General features: G+C 71.3%; 14 protein-coding genes. 11 read left to right on the top strand and 3 right to left on the bottom strand.

The annotated features are described in order from the left end of the window. Positions 1-19: 19 nt before the first annotated feature. Positions 20-475 (bottom strand): hypothetical protein, encoded by a 456-nt coding sequence (locus tag ACZ4M5_RS15795; protein ID WP_467737020.1) that lies wholly within the window; start codon positions 473-475, stop codon positions 20-22. Positions 476-1,049: 574 nt separating this feature from the next. Further along, on the bottom strand, positions 1,050-1,652 hold the full coding sequence (locus tag ACZ4M5_RS15790) for a TetR/AcrR family transcriptional regulator (RefSeq protein WP_467737018.1): 603 nt from the start codon (positions 1,650-1,652) through the stop codon (positions 1,050-1,052). A gap of 138 nt (positions 1,653-1,790) precedes the next feature. Between ACZ4M5_RS15790 and ACZ4M5_RS15785 the strand changes: the two genes are divergently transcribed. Beyond that, positions 1,791-2,375 (top strand): hypothetical protein, encoded by a 585-nt coding sequence (locus ACZ4M5_RS15785; RefSeq protein ID WP_467737016.1) that lies wholly within the window; start codon positions 1,791-1,793, stop codon positions 2,373-2,375. A 79-nt stretch (positions 2,376-2,454) separates the two neighbouring features. On the opposite strand, the gene ACZ4M5_RS15780 is transcribed toward ACZ4M5_RS15785, so the two are convergent. Then, a complete protein-coding gene (locus tag ACZ4M5_RS15780) occupies positions 2,455-3,972 on the bottom strand; it encodes an alpha/beta fold hydrolase (RefSeq protein WP_467737014.1) in 1,518 nt (505 codons plus the stop codon). Between the two features lie 124 nt (positions 3,973-4,096). Between ACZ4M5_RS15780 and ACZ4M5_RS15775 the strand changes: the two genes are divergently transcribed. The 10 genes from ACZ4M5_RS15775 to ACZ4M5_RS15730 all read left to right on the top strand — a co-directional run bounded on the left by ACZ4M5_RS15775 (position 4,097) and on the right by ACZ4M5_RS15730 (position 15,355). Then, positions 4,097-5,035, top strand: a complete 939-nt coding sequence (locus tag ACZ4M5_RS15775) for a helix-turn-helix domain-containing protein (RefSeq protein WP_467737013.1) — start codon at positions 4,097-4,099, stop codon at positions 5,033-5,035. Positions 5,036-5,652: 617 nt separating this feature from the next. Beyond that, the gene (locus tag ACZ4M5_RS15770; protein WP_467737011.1) at positions 5,653-6,636 is read left to right on the top strand and encodes a transcriptional regulator; all 984 of its coding nucleotides are present in this window, start codon (positions 5,653-5,655) and stop codon (positions 6,634-6,636) included. Positions 6,637-6,984: 348 nt separating this feature from the next. Continuing rightward, positions 6,985-8,256 carry a TrpB-like pyridoxal phosphate-dependent enzyme gene (locus ACZ4M5_RS15765; protein ID WP_467737009.1) on the top strand — a complete coding sequence of 424 codons (1,272 nt, stop codon included), beginning with the start codon at positions 6,985-6,987 and terminating at the stop codon, positions 8,254-8,256. Positions 8,257-8,308: 52 nt separating this feature from the next. Then, the gene (locus ACZ4M5_RS15760; RefSeq protein WP_467737007.1) at positions 8,309-9,343 is read left to right on the top strand and encodes a BtrH N-terminal domain-containing protein; all 1,035 of its coding nucleotides are present in this window, start codon (positions 8,309-8,311) and stop codon (positions 9,341-9,343) included. Then, entirely contained in the window at positions 9,340-11,412 is a 2,073-nt protein-coding gene (locus ACZ4M5_RS15755; RefSeq protein ID WP_467737005.1) for a molybdopterin-containing oxidoreductase family protein, read from the top strand. The genes ACZ4M5_RS15760 and ACZ4M5_RS15755 overlap by 4 nt, the downstream gene beginning before the upstream one ends. Continuing rightward, positions 11,405-12,094, top strand: coding sequence for a class I SAM-dependent methyltransferase (locus tag ACZ4M5_RS15750; protein WP_467737003.1), 690 nt, complete (start codon positions 11,405-11,407; stop codon positions 12,092-12,094). The genes ACZ4M5_RS15755 and ACZ4M5_RS15750 overlap by 8 nt, the downstream gene beginning before the upstream one ends. Then, the gene (locus ACZ4M5_RS15745; RefSeq protein ID WP_467737001.1) at positions 12,091-12,768 is read left to right on the top strand and encodes a hypothetical protein; all 678 of its coding nucleotides are present in this window, start codon (positions 12,091-12,093) and stop codon (positions 12,766-12,768) included. The genes ACZ4M5_RS15750 and ACZ4M5_RS15745 overlap by 4 nt, the downstream gene beginning before the upstream one ends. Beyond that, positions 12,755-13,741, top strand: coding sequence for a BtrH N-terminal domain-containing protein (locus ACZ4M5_RS15740; protein WP_467736999.1), 987 nt, complete (start codon positions 12,755-12,757; stop codon positions 13,739-13,741). The genes ACZ4M5_RS15745 and ACZ4M5_RS15740 overlap by 14 nt, the downstream gene beginning before the upstream one ends. After that, positions 13,738-15,117, top strand: coding sequence for a phenylacetate--CoA ligase family protein (locus ACZ4M5_RS15735; protein ID WP_467736997.1), 1,380 nt, complete (start codon positions 13,738-13,740; stop codon positions 15,115-15,117). The genes ACZ4M5_RS15740 and ACZ4M5_RS15735 overlap by 4 nt, the downstream gene beginning before the upstream one ends. Then, complete coding sequence (locus ACZ4M5_RS15730; RefSeq protein ID WP_467736995.1) at positions 15,107-15,355, top strand: ferredoxin; 249 nt, start codon at positions 15,107-15,109, stop codon at positions 15,353-15,355. The genes ACZ4M5_RS15735 and ACZ4M5_RS15730 overlap by 11 nt, the downstream gene beginning before the upstream one ends. Positions 15,356-15,360: the final 5 nt, after the last annotated feature.

The following is a 15,360-nucleotide window of genomic DNA, read 5'->3' as shown; positions in this document are numbered from 1 at the left end:
CGGGTGAGTGCCGTGGAGCTCACCCCCGCGGTGTGGTGCCGGGCCGTGCCGAGTGGTCCGGGTGGCCACCGGTGCGCCGCTCCTCCTTGAGCTCCGCCTCGAACAGGTGGTCCTTCCCCTCGGCCAGCTCCTGCCGTGCTTCCTTCTCCGTGGCCTTGAACGGGTCGTAGTAGGTGTCGTTGTACGCCTCGACGATCTGGAACGTCCAGTGCCCCGGGATGACGTTGCGGCCCAGGATCTCGCGCCGGACGCGGTCCGCCCAGGCGTGGTGGCCCGCCTCGCGCAGCAGCCCGACCGCACGGTCCAGCTCGAAGTCGGCACCCCCGGTCAGCTGATGGAAGGCGTACAGGTGTCCGCGGGCGCGCTCGGTCGTCTCCAGTGCCTTGGACAGGGCGCCGAGGGCTTGGACGGTGGTGTCCGACACGCCCTGCGGTCGGCGGTGGGCGGCGTCGGGACCGTCGTGGTGCTCGTTCATGCGGGAGCGAGTGCCCAGTCCCGTGCGGCTCACCTCACCTGTCCGGGGGACGCGTCCGGCCGGGCCGGACGGCGGGACGCCCCGCGGCTGCATCCGTCGCAGCCGCCGGCCCGGAAGGATCGGCAAGGGCGCGGGACACCGTCCCGCGCGAGCGCCCGCCGGCACGAGGGATACGGACGGCGGCGCGCTCCCCGGGCCCCTGGCGCGGCGGCGCGGGGGCCCGGGTCCGCACACCGCGGTGGGGCCGGAACGGAGTCCGTCCGAGCCCATGGCGTCAAGCGGCGCTGTCGTGCCCTGCCTCCCCCGGGGGTCCCGGGGGCCGGGTCGCCCCTTCGTCGTCTGCTGCCCTGCGCCCCGGCTCCGTCCAGTCCAGCTCCCAGTGGTGCCGGCACTCCTCACAGCGGGGGCCCTGCGCCCTCACGTCGAGCACCTCGCCGTTCGGGCAGTCCGTACCGTCCCCCCGCCCGGCGCACGGTTCTTCGCCGACCTCCATGGTTCCGACCGTGCGCCGGGCGGGACACGCATGGGAGGGCGCCGGTGGGGGCGCACGGGTGCTCGGATCCGGAACGGCGCCTCAGGAGCGGTCAGCAGTACCGGGGAGGCCCGTCCGCAGCAGGCCCTCGACGCCGTTCAGCAGCGTCTCGGAGATCAGCGCCGGGTCGAAGAGGCAGCCCGCCGCCATGGCGCCGTCGCGGAGCATGACGAAGTGACGCCCCGCCGTCTCGGCGGGAACGCAGCCGGCCTCGGCCAGCAGTCGGGTGGCGGTGTCCAGGAACCACTGGCGATGCGCCAGCACGGCTTGATGGACGGGGTGTGCCGGGTCGGGGTACTCGGCAGCAGCGTTCAGGAAGGCGCACCCGCGGAAGCCCGGCGTCCGGATGCTCTCGGCGATCGACCGTCCGACGGCGCGGACCGCGTCGGGTGCCGTGAGGTCCTGCTCCAGGACGGCCGCGATCTGGCCCCGGATGCCCTGATCGGCCTGCTGGAGATAGGCGAGGATCAGGTCCTCCTTGCCCTTGAAGTGCCGGTACAGGGTGGCCCGCGTGACCTGCGCCTCGGCGATGATCCGGTCCACCCCGACCGAGTGGATGCCCTCGGCGTAGAAGATCCGGGTGGCCGTGCCGAGCAGTCGCGACCGTGCTTCCGACGTACTCCCGCTCCCTGTGCTCGCGCTCATGACGCCACGGTAGCAGCCGACTGAGGGAGAACGTTCGGTCTTGACAGGGGAGTGCGAGTGGCCTTGGATGAGCCGTGTCACCAAGTAGACCGAACGTTCTCCCTCATTGGGATTCCCGTCGAGCAGGAAGAAGCCGCCATGGCCAGCTCCGTCGCCCCGCCCGCCCCCACCTCCACCCCGGACACGGCCGCCTCCGGGGCGCTGCGCCGGCTGTACTTCGTACGCTTCGCGTTCGCCGTCGTCTGGGCCGCGCTGCTGTTCACCACCGCGCGCACCCTCGGCCCCCTCGGCGCGACCCTGCTGGTGGTCTATCCGTTGTTCGACGTCGCCTGTGCCGTCGTCGACATCAGGTCCGCGAGGGCCGGCCGCGGACCCGTGCGCGGCCTGTACGCCAACGTCGCCCTGAGCACCCTGACCGCCGCGGCGCTGGCCGCAGCGGTCGCCTCCGGCATCCCGGCGGTCCTGCGCGTCTGGGGTGTCTGGGCGATCACCGCCGGCCTCGTCCAACTGCTCGTCGGCGCCCTGCGGCGCGGCATGGGAGGGCAGTGGCCGATGATCGCCAGCGGTGCCCTCTCCACCCTGGCCGGAGCCTCCTTCGTCGCCCAGGCGAGCAAGGACGGTGCCTCGCTGGCATCCCTGGCGGGCTACGCCCTGCTCGGCGGTGTCTTCTTCCTCGTCTCCGCACTCCGGCTGGGGCGCACCGGCCCTGCCGCGCGCCCCTGAGGCGGCTGCCGTCGAGGAGCGGCCGGGAGAAGAGGAGCGGCCGGGAGAAGAGGAGCGGCCGGGAGAAGACCCCCTCGCGTCAGCTCTCCAGGTGCGTGATCACCGAGCGCATCGCACGGAGCAGGGCCGGGCGGGTCTCCTCGGGCGGGTCGAGCGTCTCGAAGCCGTGATGGCCGCCTGGCACGTCGACCAGTTCCAACGCCGCGCCGCCCTCCTCGGCCGCGGTCACGAACGCCTCGACGGTGGCGGCGATCCCGGGGGTCTCCAGCCCGGCGCGCAGCAGGACGAGGGGCAGACCGCCCGTGTGGGCGACGGCCCGTACCGGATGGAACCGGCTGTCCGTGAGCCCCCAGTTGGGCAGGGGCGCGAGCACCGGGTAGGAGGCGGCCAGGCAGCGCAGCCAGACCGGCGGGCCGGCCAGCCAGTCGGCGGTGAGCAGGCCCCCGCCGGAGAAGAACCACAGCGCGATCCGCTCGGGGTCCACCCGGGGGTCGGCCCGGACCAGTTCGACCGCGGCCGCGACGTCCCCGGCGGCGCGCTCGTAGTCGGCGATGTCGTGCAGGCGGTGGTCCAGGGTCACCCCCACGACCCCCTCGGCGGCCGCCAGCCGGGCGTGACCCACCAGGGTGGGCCAGTCCCGGGGAGTGGGCCGGGCCCCGGCGGGGACCGGGCCGCCGTGCACGAAGACCACCGCCGGACGCGGCTCCCCACCTGCGGGGACGTACAGATCGACCTGACCCTGGCGGTCCCGCACCACCTCGGGAACGTCGACCGGGAACGGACGCAGATGGGCGGGTGGCGAGTCGGCTCCGGGCCGGAGCAGGCGGCGTCCTTCGCCGGCCGCCGCCCGCCGCAGGACGTCCGCCAGATCGGCGGGGCATGACAGCATCGGCCAGTGCCCGGTGTGCATCTCGAAGAAGCCGATGCGGGGCCCGGCCAGCGCCACCAGCGCGGGGTCGCCGAGATCGACGAGCTGTTGCACCAGGTCGACGCTGACGCCGTTCTGGGTGCACAGCACCCCGGTGACCGGCACCGCGGCCGACGCCCCGCTCAGCCGCAGCGGCTGCAGCAGAGTGCCCAGGGGCTGCGGTGCCGCGAGGGCGGACAGCCGGTCCAGCGCCGTGTCGGGAACTCCCGCGGTGCTGCCCCAGCGCTGCCACTCCTCATCGGTCGGCGGCGCCAGCACCTCGTCCGCCGCGGCGTGGCGGTCGCGCTCGGCGAGCTGCGCGCGCAGTGTCCGGTCGGGTACCGCGGCCAGCGCCGGAACACCGTTCTGCGGCATTCCGCAGTCCAGGTACACGAGCCGCGCGATGCGCCCGGCCCGCCGGTCGGCGGCCCCGAGGGCGGGGTGGATCCCGTAGTCGTGACCGACGAGCACGATCTCCTCGCCGGCGTCCACCGAGTCGACCACCGCGAGCACATCCGCGATGTGTGTCTCCAGGTCCGTCCGGACCGACGGGTCCGCGGGCCTGGCCGCGTCGAGCCCCGTCAGGGCCACCGGGCGTGCCTCACTGCCGGCCGCGGCCAACCGGGCCGCCGTCTCCTGCCACACATGTGTGCCCGTGAACACACCCGCCACCATGATGAACACCGTCATGGGTCTCTCCTCCCGGTTCGCTGCGTGCCGCGCCTCGCGCAAACCCTGGCCACGAGGCCGGGGCGTAGGTCCGCTCCGTGCGCCGGTACCGTAGGAACTCCCCCTGAGGGAGGTTCAACCGGCCATGTCCGACGAGCAGTTCTGGAGCATCGGCGAGCTCGCGGAGCGCGCGGGTGTCACCGTGAAGACCGTCCGCTTCTACTCCGACCGGGGCCTGCTCCCCGAGTCCGCCCGCAGCGGCGGCGGACACCGGCGCTACGGTTCCCACGCGCTGGAGCGGCTGAGGCTGATCCGTTCCCTGCGCGCGCTGGACCTGTCGGTGCCGCAGGTGCGGCGGATCGTCGAGGACGCGGGCGGGGCGGGCCGCGTCCTGGAGGAGGCGGTCGCGGGCCGACTGCGGGAGCTGGGCAGTGAGTTGACGGCGATGCGCTGGCGTGAGACGGCCCTGCGGCTGGTGGCGGAGTGCCCGGCCGCGGAACGGGCCGAACGGCTGCGGATCCTGGGCGCGGTGAGCACCCCGCCGAGCACGGCACCGCTGGTCCGCTTCTGGCGCGGCTGGCTGCCGCCGCGCATGCCGGCCCGCGTGACGGCGGCGTTCCTGGAGGCGGCCGTCCCCCAGCCACCGGACGACCCCACCCCCGCCCACGTGCTCGCCTTCGCCCAGCTGCACGCGATGACGACCGCTCCCTGCCCGTCCGGCCGGAGGCCCCAGCCGGACGTGCACCGGGTGGCCGGAGCCGGTGGCGCCTCCCTCCTCTACGCCGGACTCGTCGAGGCGTTCGACCTCGCGGGCCCGCAGGTGCGGCACGACCGGGCCCCGCACCCCGGCGAGGCACTCGACGCGTATGTCGCGGCGTACGCGAGTGCGTACGGCACCCGGGACACGCGGGAGTTCCGGCGGCTGCTGGCGGCGCGGCTCGCCACCGAGCCGCGCCTGGACCGGTACTGGGAGCTGACGGCAGTACTGCGCACACCGCCGTCCGGGCTGCCCGAGCCGACCCCGGGCGCCGCGGACGGCTGGCTGCGCGGGGCGCTGGAGCAGGACAACGCCGCGGCGGCGTGAACAGCCGCTCCGCCGGAACAACTTCTCCGGGCCGGGTATGTCACTACCTGCTCGACCGCCGCCCGCGTGCCGCACTTTTCCCGTGCTCTGCACTTCACGCCGGCCGGGCAAACAGGCTGTATGGTCCAGACAACCGGGACGGATCATGCGCCGAGCAGCGAAGACATTACCTGTCCCGTCTCGGGGAGCGGATCATTCCGGGGGGAGGGCCTTCTTCACACGGCCGGAGCGACCCGATCGGCGATCACGGAGTACGTGGCATTCCCAACTGACGTGTGCGAACGGACTCTTGCGTGGCATCGATCCTGCTGGCAGGGTTCGAGGTCGGTTCGGCATTGCGTCGCGGGGGAGACTCGATGTTGCTCACCTTTCCGATGGCTCCTGACAGCCCTTCCTCTCCTCGGTTCCTGATTCGCCGCGCCGCCTGACGTCATCCGCAACCGGATGGTCGTGCGACGGCCCGCGGGTCCGCTGGTGTTCGCTGGGGAGGAAGAGTGAGGGACCACGTCTCGGCAGCCACACAGCAGCCGATGCAGCAGAATTCAAGTCGTTCAGAATTGTACTTCAGTGGTCTCTTATCGGAGATCACGCGCGTACCGATAAGCAGCATCGGGGTCGTGGGTTCACTTCGCGCGGCGGGCGAGGACCCACGGCACATCAGCACGCTCGCCGAGGTGTGTTCCGAACTGCCGCCGATTGTGATCCACCGAAAGACCATGACGGTCATCGACGGTGTGCACCGGCTGCGGGCGGCGGAGAGGAGCGGCGCCTCGCACATCAGCGCCGTGCTCTTCAACGGTGACGAGCGGCAGGCGTTCGTCCTCGCGGTCAAGCTGAACAGCAATCACGGACTGCCTCTGTCGCTGGCCGACCGCAAGGCCGCGGCCCTCCACATGCTCGCCGACTTCCCCGAGTGGTCCAACCGACGGCTGGCGAGCGTCGCCGGCCTGTCGGACAAGACCGTCGCAGCGCTGAGGCGGGGGTCGGGTGCGGAAAATCCGCACCCGACCCCCGTACGGCTGGGCCGGGACGGGGTGGCCTACCCGCTGGCTGCGGGCGAGGGCCGAAGCCGCGCCCTGGGCTATCTCGCCGAGAACCCCGACGCGACCGCGCGGGAGGTGGCGCGCGCCGCGGGCATCTCGCTCACCACGGCCAAGGACGCCCGCCGGCGCGCACGCGAAGCCCAGGGGGAAGGGCGACCGCAGGTCGAGGCGCGGGCCGGGGAGGCGCAAGCCAGGGGCGGAGGACGACCGCAGGTCGAGGTGCAGGCCGGCGAAGCGCCGGCCCGGGGGAACGGGACGGGCCACGGCCCCGCGCTCGCGGAACGCCCCCGGGCGCACCCGTCGTGCGGGGACGTGTCGTCGGCGGTCAGGCGCCTGCGGGCCGATCCCTCGCTCCGGTTCACCGAGGTGGGCCGCAAGTTGCTGCGGACCCTGGACCCTTCGGCCACCCAGCCGCACGACTTCGCAGCGATGGCGAGCAGTCTGCCGATCCACTGCGCGCCGCTGATCGCGGAACTGGCGCGACACCACGCCGAGAGCTGGCAGCTCCTGGCCGATTCATTGACGGAACGGATCAATTCCCGGGACACTGGCGCATAAGCGCCGGCGGATTCACTGTCTTCTCGGTGATCGCTTGCTGCTTTTCGTCAGGCCCCTGCCTTTTTTCGGGAAGTGGGCCAATGATCGCGGTCGGGATGATTCCGGAAGCTGCTGTACCGCGCTGTGAATGCCGCCTCGGCGAGGGGCAATTCCAGGTGCGCGATGGTTGAATTGCCATCTGACGTTCAAGTGGTTGCGCGGTCCGAGGCCGCTACGTACGCTGACTTTCACAAAATTCCGGAGCGGGGGAGCGGGGGGAATGTGACTTCGTACAGCCCAGGTCGGTCGGGGTATGCGCAAACGCCTGATGATCGACCCGCAGTTCCCGGCGACCGTTCCTTACCGGGAATGCCCACCCATTGGTACAACTTCCTGCCGGACCTGCCCGGCCCGATGCCCGAGGTCAGGGACTCCGGAAGTCCCACCGCCGCGGAGATATCCGCGAAGATCCGCCCCCGGGCGCTCATCGAACAGAATGCCCCCGATGAGCAGTGGGTCGCGATTCCCGAACCGGTCGCGGAATGGCTCGGGCACTGCGGCCGGCCCACACCGCTGCACCGCGCGCACCGTCTCGAGAAGCATCTCGGTACGGGCGCCAGGATCTATCTCAAGCGTGAAGACGTCCTCCCCAGCGGCAGTTTCAAACTGAACACCGCGATAGCGCAGGCCTACTACGCGGCCCAGGAGGGGCGGACCACCCTCGTCACCGAGACGGGGGCGGGTCAGTGGGGGATGAGTGTCGCCCTCGCGGCGCAGATGTTCGGTCTGCGGGCCGAGATCTACATGGTGAAGTGCTCGCTGGAGCAGAAGCCCTACCGGCGTCACTACATGGAACTGCTCGGAGCCGAGGTGCGGCCGTCGCCGTCGCCCCGCACGGCGATCGGGCGGAAGATCCTCTCGGACAACCCCGGCCACCCGGGCAGCCTCGGCACCGCCATCAGTGACGCCATCGAGCACGCTCTGGACACCCCCTCCGCCGCGTATCTCGCGGGCAGCGGGATGCCGCACGTGTACCTGCACCAGACCCTGCTCGGACTCGAAGTCGCCCGGCAGCTCAAGGACGTCCACGGCGAGGACCTGGGCGTCGACGGGCGCGGCGACCACCTCATCGCGTGCTCGGGCGGCGGCAGCAACCTGTGCGGCCTCATCGGTCCCCATCTGCGGGCCCGGGCCGAGGGAGCGGACCTCCGCTTCCTCGCCGCCGAATCCACGGCGGCGCCCCGGCTCACCCAGGGGGTCTACGCGTACGCCCGCACCGACCTCGGCGGCTTCACACCCGAGGTGCTCGGCTACACCATGGGAGAAAGCTTCATCCCACCGCCCACGCACGTCGGCGGCCTGCGCAACCACCACAGCTCCGCCTTGGTCAGCCTGCTGCGGCACAAGGGCGTTCTGGACGCCGTCGCCTTCGACCAGCGGACCGCGCTGGAGGCCGGACGGCTCCTGCTGAGGACCGAGGGCCTGCTCCTCGCCCCCGAAGCCGGACACGCGGTCGCCGCGGCCCTGGAGGTCGTGGCCAAGGCCGACGCGGAGCACCTCCGACCGGTCATCGTGATCCTGGCCAGCGGCAACGGCTTCCTGGATCTCCGGGGATACGACGACGTCCTGCTCGACGCATAGCCGGCCCCTCCTCCTTCACGGCGTTCTTCGCACCCTGCGATTGGGAAGCCACATGCGCTTGGCGACATTTCAGCCCCAGCACGGCGTTCACTGCGAGACGACCACCCTGCGCAACATGCTCCACCACGCCGGCGTCGGTGTGTCCGAGGCCATGCTGTTCGGGCTCGGCCAGGGGATCGACTTCCAGTACTGGGACGCCCCCGCGCCCGGACGCGTCCCGCCGATGCTGACCGGCCGGATCGAGCCCGCCCGGCTGTCCCGCAACGCCTGCTCGGCCCTGGGCGTGGAACTGCGCGCGGCACAGGCGCCCGACGCGGACACGGCGGACGCCGTCGCCAGACAACTGCTGGAGTCCGGACATGTCGTGGGGGTGTCCGTCGACATCTTCCACCTCGACTACTTCACCTCCGCGAGCCACTTCGCCGCGCACCACATCGCGCTGTACGGACTCGACGACACCCACGCGCACGTCGTCGACACCGAACAGCAGGGCGGCGCCAGGTCACTTCCGGCCCGATCACTGCGCCGGGCCCGCGCCTCCGACGAGGGATTCATGCCCTCGCCCCACCTGTACCTGTACGTCGAACAGATTCCGGAGCGGCTGACCACCGACCCCGACGCGGTGCTGCGCGAGCAGATCTGGGACGCCGTCCGGCTGACCGCGGAGCGGATGACCGAGGACCGCGGACCGCGCTACGGCGTTCCCGCGCTGCGTCGCGCCGCCGCGGAGGTCGCCGGATGGCACGACGCCCTCACCTCCCCCGAGGAGACGGTGCCGGGTGTCGGACGCTTCTGGCGCTACGCCGGGACCGGAGGAGCCAACTTCCGCACGCTCTACCGCGCGTTCCTCCAGGAGGCCCGGCAGGTGTGCGACGACGACGAACTCGCCCCGTTCGCCGAGGGGTTCGGTGACGTCGAGCGGCAGTGGGACCGCGCGATCGAGATGCTGATGGCCTACCCCGGTGCGCACGGGCCGAGGCGGCTGCACGAGGCCGCGGCGCTGCTGGAGGCCATCGCCGACGCCGAGCAGGCCCTCTTCGAGGGGCTCGTGGTGTCGGCGGCGAAGCGGGCAGGTGAGCCGGTGTGACGGTCACCCATGTGAAATCCGTCTGCCGCATGTGCCACGGCGGATGCGGCGCCGTCGTGGAACTCGTGGACGGTGTGCCCACCGACATCCACGGCGACCCGGACAACCCCACCAGCGAGGGCTACTTCTGCATCAAGGGCAAGGCGTCACTGGACCTGCTGAGGAGCCCGGACCGGCTGACCACACCACTGGTACGGACCGGGCCCCGCGGCTCGGGCACGTTCGAGCCGGTCGGCTGGGACACCGCCCTCGACCGCATCGCCGCCGAACTCACCGCGACCATCGACCGGCACGGGCCGGAATCCGTCGTCCTCGGCCAGGGGACCGACCGCAACTACCAGGAGTGGGTGTTCCGGCTCGCCAACGCGATCGGCACACCCAACGTCGTCGGCCCGGCACACGTGTGCTTCTACCCGCGCGTCATGGCCTCGATCATGACCTACGGCGCCTTCACCTTCTGCGACTACGACGGCGACCCCGAAGTCATCCTGCTGTGGGGCAGCAACAAGCCGAACACCCACTCCGACGGTGTGATCGGCATCAAGTTCCTGCGCGCGGTGGAACGCGGCAGCCGCGTCATCGCCGTCGATCCCCGGCGGACGCCGACCGCCGCCCGGTCCGCCCTCCACCTGGCCGTCCGGCCGGGCACCGACTGCGCCCTCGCCCTCGGCATGATCAAGATCATCATCGACGAGGGCTGGTACGACCACGACTTCGTCGCCGCGCACACCTCCGGCTTCGACGAACTCGCCGCGCACGTCCAGACGTACGACGTCGACCGGGTCGCAAGCATCACCGGGCTGACACCCGGGCTCATCCGCGAGGCGACCCGCTCCTACGCCCTCGCCTCGCGAGCCTGCATCGAGGCCGGCACCGGGCTGTCGCAGAACGAGAACTCCTTCGACACCCACCGTGCCATCGCGCTGCTCGCCGCGATCTGCGGCAACATCGACGCCCCCGGCGGCGACGTGATCTGGGAGCCCATGCCCATCGAGGGCCGGCGGGCCTTCCCCCGCTCCGACCTGCTCCCCGAGGAACAGGCCAGGAAGCGGATAGGCGGCGACACGCACAAGATCCTGTCGATGTCCGGCTGGGTCGCGCCGGGAGACCTGCACGAGGCCGTCCTCACCGGATCGCCCTATCCGGTCACCTCCCTGGTGATCTTCGGCAGCAACATCCTGGCCTCGCACGAGAACACCGAACGGGTCCGCGCCGCGCTCGGCAAGCTGGACCTGGTCGTCGTGTGCGACCTGTTCATGACTCCGACCGCCCGGTACGCGGACGTCGTCCTGCCGGCCTCCAGCTGGCTGGAACGGGACCAGGTCGTCGAGTTCAACTCCTACATCGCCGCCCGGCGCAAGATCGCCACGGTCGACGGATGCCGCTCGGACGAGGAGATCATCCTCGCGCTCGCCGAACGACTGGGCCTGAGCGAACACTTCTACCCCTCCCTCGAAGCCGCGCTCGACGCCAAACTCGCCGGACTCGACCTCACCTGGGAGCAGTTCACGAAGATCGGATACCTCCGCAACGAGAAGCGGTACCGCAAGTACCGCGACGGCGGCTTCCGTACGCGGACCGGGCGCGTGAACCTGATGCACCCCGGGCTGCGGGCCATGGGCTACGAGCCGTTCCCCGTCCACCGGCACGCCCCTCGGGCGGACCCGGCCCTGCCGTACGTGATGACCAGCGCACATCCGCGCCAGTTCTACAACACCGAGTTCCACCAGCTGCCGACCACCTCACGCGGCCAGACCTCGGCGCGGGTGACCGTCCACCCGGACACCGCCCGCCGGGAAGGGCTGGCGGACGGCGACGAAGTGGAACTCTTCAGCCGGGCCGGTGCGCCCGGGGTGCGCATGACGGTCAGGATCTCCGACTCCGTCGCACCCGACGTCGTGGTGGCGGACGCCGGCTGGTGGTATCCGGACGAGCCCTCGATCGACGAGTCACTCAGATCCTCGGTCAATCTCCTGACGACCAACGACCGTTCCGACGTGCACATGGGGAGCGCCACGATGAGAGGTGTAGCAGTGGGCATACGGCGGCCGGAGCAGGACCGTGGCTAGCGCCCGGGGCACCGTCGCCGCCCGGGTGCCGGAGACCGACGAGGGCCTCCAGGGCGACGAACTGGCCCTCAAGTACGACGAGATGCAGCGCCACATCCGGGACAACGGTTGGCTCCAGGAAAAGATCGACGACATCCTGGCGGCGGAGATCGACTCCGGTGAGGTACTGGAACTGGGTTGCGGTCCCGGTTACCTGGGTCTGGAGTGGCTCACCCGGGCGGACGACTCCGCCCGCCTCGTCGGCCTCGACATCTCACCGGCGATGCTGCGCCGGGCGAGCACCAACGCCGACGGGTACGGCGTCGCCGGACGCTGCGCCTACGAGTGCGGCACGGTCCTGGCCCTGCCGTTCGAGGACGACCGCTTCGACCACGTCATCAGCGCCTCCTCGCTGCACGAATGGGCGGATCCGGTGACCGCCCTGACGGAGCTGCACCGGGTGCTCAAGCCGGGTGGCCGCTACTGCGTCTCCGACCTGCGCCGGGACGTCGACCGGACGACGTTCCAGTTCATGAAGGCGAACATCGCGGCCGACATGCGCCCGGGCTTTCGCACCTCCATCCGGTCCTCGTACGTCAAGAGCGAGATCGAGGAACTGCTGGCGGGCACCGCGCTCGGCACGGCCGTCGTGACGGAAGTGCAGATGGGGATCGTCATCACGGGCAGGAAGGAAGCGCCATGAACGCACTCGCGGGAAGTTCGCCGGCCATCACCGCCACACGCGACGGCCGCTTTCCCGACCGCGCCGGCTTCGACCGGTCCTGGGAGGAACTCCTCCGGACGTCGAGCATGTGGCGGGACCTCGACTGCGGCCAGTACCTGTCGGCCTGGTGCGGGTACGCGCCGGACCACGTCGTCGAGAAGCTCGCCGGGGTCAACCACGTCGGCGTCTACATGGGCGACTACGACAACGACGAGCAGGTGTTCGGCTGGAACGCCTACCTGAACGACCACCGGGCCTCCGGCCTCGTCACCACCGTCGAGATGGGCCCGTCGTACATCTCGCCCCGCCAGTACGGCACGCCGGGATGGTGGAACTCGATCGTGCTCGCCGACGGACGCGTCATCGAGATGTTCGCCTGCCGCCGGTTCGGCCCCTGGGCGGAGCGCCCCGCCGGTGAACGCGGGCGGCTCATGTCGCACGTCGCCATCGACGTGCACACCGACGACGACGTGCGCTACCTCCTGGACGTCCTCGACCGGGACGTCGACCACCTGGAGAACATCGCGTTCACCGAGGCCGACGAACTGGGCCACACCTACGGGCACCTGCGCAACAACGACAGCGGTTCCGTGCTCGAGATCGTCTTCGAGGCGCCGCGCGACGGAACGGGGCACGGCGATGGCGGTCATTGAGATCTCCCCCTACTCCGGCGAGCACTGCGAGTCCACCGCGCTGCTCAACATGCTGCGCAACCACGACATCGAGCTGAGCGAGCCGCTGATCTTCGGCCTCGGACAGGGTCTGTCGTTCCTGTACTGGCACTCCAAGCAGATGCCCAGCCCGTTCCTCGCCGGCCGGGTCAAGCCCGACCACCTCATGCGCAACGTGGCCGACGCGCTCTGCCTCGACCTGCGCACACAGGAGACGGCCTCCCCGGCGAAGGCCGAGGCCACGCTGATCCAGGCCCTCGACGAGGGCGACGTGGTGGGACTCAAACTCGACCGCTACCACCTCGACTACGCGCGGGAGAACCACCACTTCGCCGCGCACTACCTCGCCTGCATCGGCTACGAGGACGACCGGTTCGTCGTCGTCGAGACCCGGTCGCTCGGCGTCCGGTCGACCTCCCGGGACAGCCTCGCCCGGGCCAGGGCCGCCAAGGGACCGATGTCCTCGCGCAACCTGTCGGTGCGCGTGGACCCGCGCGGCTACGACGCGTCCGTCCTCGCCAAGGCCTGCCAGGCCTCGATCCTGGCCACCGCACGGGAGTTCCTGGCCCCGCCCATCACCAACATGGGTTTCAAGGGCATCGCGAAGGCCGGCTCGCTGATGCGGGGGTGGCACGACCGGCTCGACCGTCCCGTCGAGGCGATGGCCGCCGTCGGCACCAGCATGGAGGAAGGCGGAACCGGGGGCGGACTCTTCCGCACCCTGTGGGCGCAGTTCCTCGAGGAGGCGCACGAGCTGACCGGCGTCGCGGCCTACGACGACCTCGCCGTCGAGTACCGCCGCATCGCCCGGCGCTGGACGGAGGTCGCGAACCTGCTCCGCGACACCGACGACGCCGGCGCCCGGCAGGCCCTCGACGAGGCGGCGTCCATCGTGGCCGGCCTGGCGGCCGAGGAGCGGACGGCCATGGCGCGGCTGGAGGAGGCCTCCCGATGACCACGCTCACCCGGCCGGCCGGCCACGACCCGCGCACCAGGCTGCGCGACACCCTCGCCTCCCGCGTCGACATCGCCCGGAAGGTCGCCGCGGTCACCGCACTGGACCGTGCGGCACTCGACGCCTGGGCGGCTCAGGCACTCGCGGCGACCGTGGAACACGCCTGCCGCAACTCACCGTTCTACGCGGCCTTCGTCCCCGCCGGCACCGCCCGGGCGGCGGCGCAGGGCCGCCCGCACGCCTTCGAAGCCATCCCCTTCACCCGGCGTGAGCACCTCTCCGCGGCCTACCCGCTGGGCATGCTGGCGGTACCGCGGCGCGAGGTGATCCGCTTCGACGAGAGCTCCGGCACCGGCGACGGGCGCCCGATCGCGGCGTTCTTCACGATGGCGGACTGGCTGGAGAACAACCTCACCGTCGCCGGGCTGCTGTCCGCCGTGCTCGACGAGCGGGACGTCGCGGCCATCGCCGTCCCGTACGAACTGGCCGGAGTGGGCCAGGACCTCGACCGGGCGATCGAGATCCTCGGCTGCACGATCGTGCCCCTCGGCGCGGCCTCACCGTCCTGCACGCCCGACCGGATGGTCGACGCCCTGCAGCGCTCGGGTGCCACGACCCTGGTGTGCTCCGGCACGCGGGCCCTGTTCCTCGGCGAGACCGCCCGCCGCCGCGGCATCGACCCACGGGTCGACCTGGGGGTCTCGAAGATCCTCATGGCGGGCGAGGGCGCGTCGCCCGCCAAGAAGCGGCGCCTCGCCGACCAGTGGGGCGCCGTCGCGTACTCCATGTTCGGCATGACCGAGACCAACACGCTCGCCATGTTCTGCCGCGAACGGGAACTGCACCTGGTCGAGACCCGGACGTACTTCGAGGTCGTCGACCCGGACTCCGGCCGACGGCTGCCGGACGGCTCCGTCGGGGAGCTGGCCGTGACGACCCTGGCGAGCCGGGCCATGCCGCTGCTGCGCTACCGCACCGGCGACGTGTGCCGGATCGAGGCGGCGCCCTGCGCGTGCGGCTCCCCGCTGCGCCGGCTGCAGCACCGCGGGCGGCTGGGCGACCGGATCCCCGTCGGTGATCGCTGGACGTCCCAGCTGGAGATCGAGGACATCGTCCTGGGCGCCATGACCACCGGCCCTTACTACTTCGCGTTCGACGTCGACGGCGACGTGCTGCGGATCGCCCTGCCGCCGTCCAGCGCCGACGACGCGACCCGGGCAGCCGTGGCGGCCGGGGTCCGTGCCCGTCTCGGCGCGTCCACCCGCTTCGGCCCGCTGGACACCGAGCGGTTCGAGACGGCGCTGCGGACCTCGGCCAAACCGACGATGCGCAACTTCAGTGCCTACGGGGGAGGAGGAGCCGCCGGTGCGAGTTGACCTGCCGCTTCCCACGCGCGTCCCGATCGACGGGCGTTTCGAGATCGACGACACCTGCATCGACTGCAAGCTCTGCAACGACCTGGCGCCCGACAACTTCGACGCGGACCTCGACAACGACGTCCACTACGTGTGCAAACAGCCCGACACACCCGACGAACTCGAACGGGTCCTCGACGCCTTCGACTCATGTCCCACCGAATCGATCCGGTACTCAGCGGCACCCAGCGAGGAGTGATGGCG

The organism is Streptomyces sp. NPDC026246 (assembly GCF_055567995.1).
Note: the sequence above shows the minus strand (reverse complement) of the source record. Positions and strands in the feature narration are given on the sequence as shown.

What these genes read in the sequence shown, in the direction of transcription:
- ACZ4M5_RS15795 (WP_467737020.1), bottom strand. Translation starts at nt 475, where the DNA reads ATGAACGAGCACCACGACGGTCCCGACGCCGCCCACCGCCGACCGCAG.
- ACZ4M5_RS15790 (WP_467737018.1), bottom strand. Translation starts at nt 1,652, where the DNA reads ATGAGCGCGAGCACAGGGAGCGGGAGTACGTCGGAAGCACGGTCGCGA.
- ACZ4M5_RS15785 (WP_467737016.1), top strand. Translation starts at nt 1,791, where the DNA reads ATGGCCAGCTCCGTCGCCCCGCCCGCCCCCACCTCCACCCCGGACACG.
- ACZ4M5_RS15780 (WP_467737014.1), bottom strand. Translation starts at nt 3,972, where the DNA reads ATGACGGTGTTCATCATGGTGGCGGGTGTGTTCACGGGCACACATGTG.
- ACZ4M5_RS15775 (WP_467737013.1), top strand. Translation starts at nt 4,097, where the DNA reads ATGTCCGACGAGCAGTTCTGGAGCATCGGCGAGCTCGCGGAGCGCGCG.
- ACZ4M5_RS15765 (WP_467737009.1), top strand. Translation starts at nt 6,985, where the DNA reads ATGCCCACCCATTGGTACAACTTCCTGCCGGACCTGCCCGGCCCGATG.
- ACZ4M5_RS15760 (WP_467737007.1), top strand. Translation starts at nt 8,309, where the DNA reads ATGCGCTTGGCGACATTTCAGCCCCAGCACGGCGTTCACTGCGAGACG.
- ACZ4M5_RS15745 (WP_467737001.1), top strand. Translation starts at nt 12,091, where the DNA reads ATGAACGCACTCGCGGGAAGTTCGCCGGCCATCACCGCCACACGCGAC.
- ACZ4M5_RS15740 (WP_467736999.1), top strand. Translation starts at nt 12,755, where the DNA reads ATGGCGGTCATTGAGATCTCCCCCTACTCCGGCGAGCACTGCGAGTCC.
- ACZ4M5_RS15735 (WP_467736997.1), top strand. Translation starts at nt 13,738, where the DNA reads ATGACCACGCTCACCCGGCCGGCCGGCCACGACCCGCGCACCAGGCTG.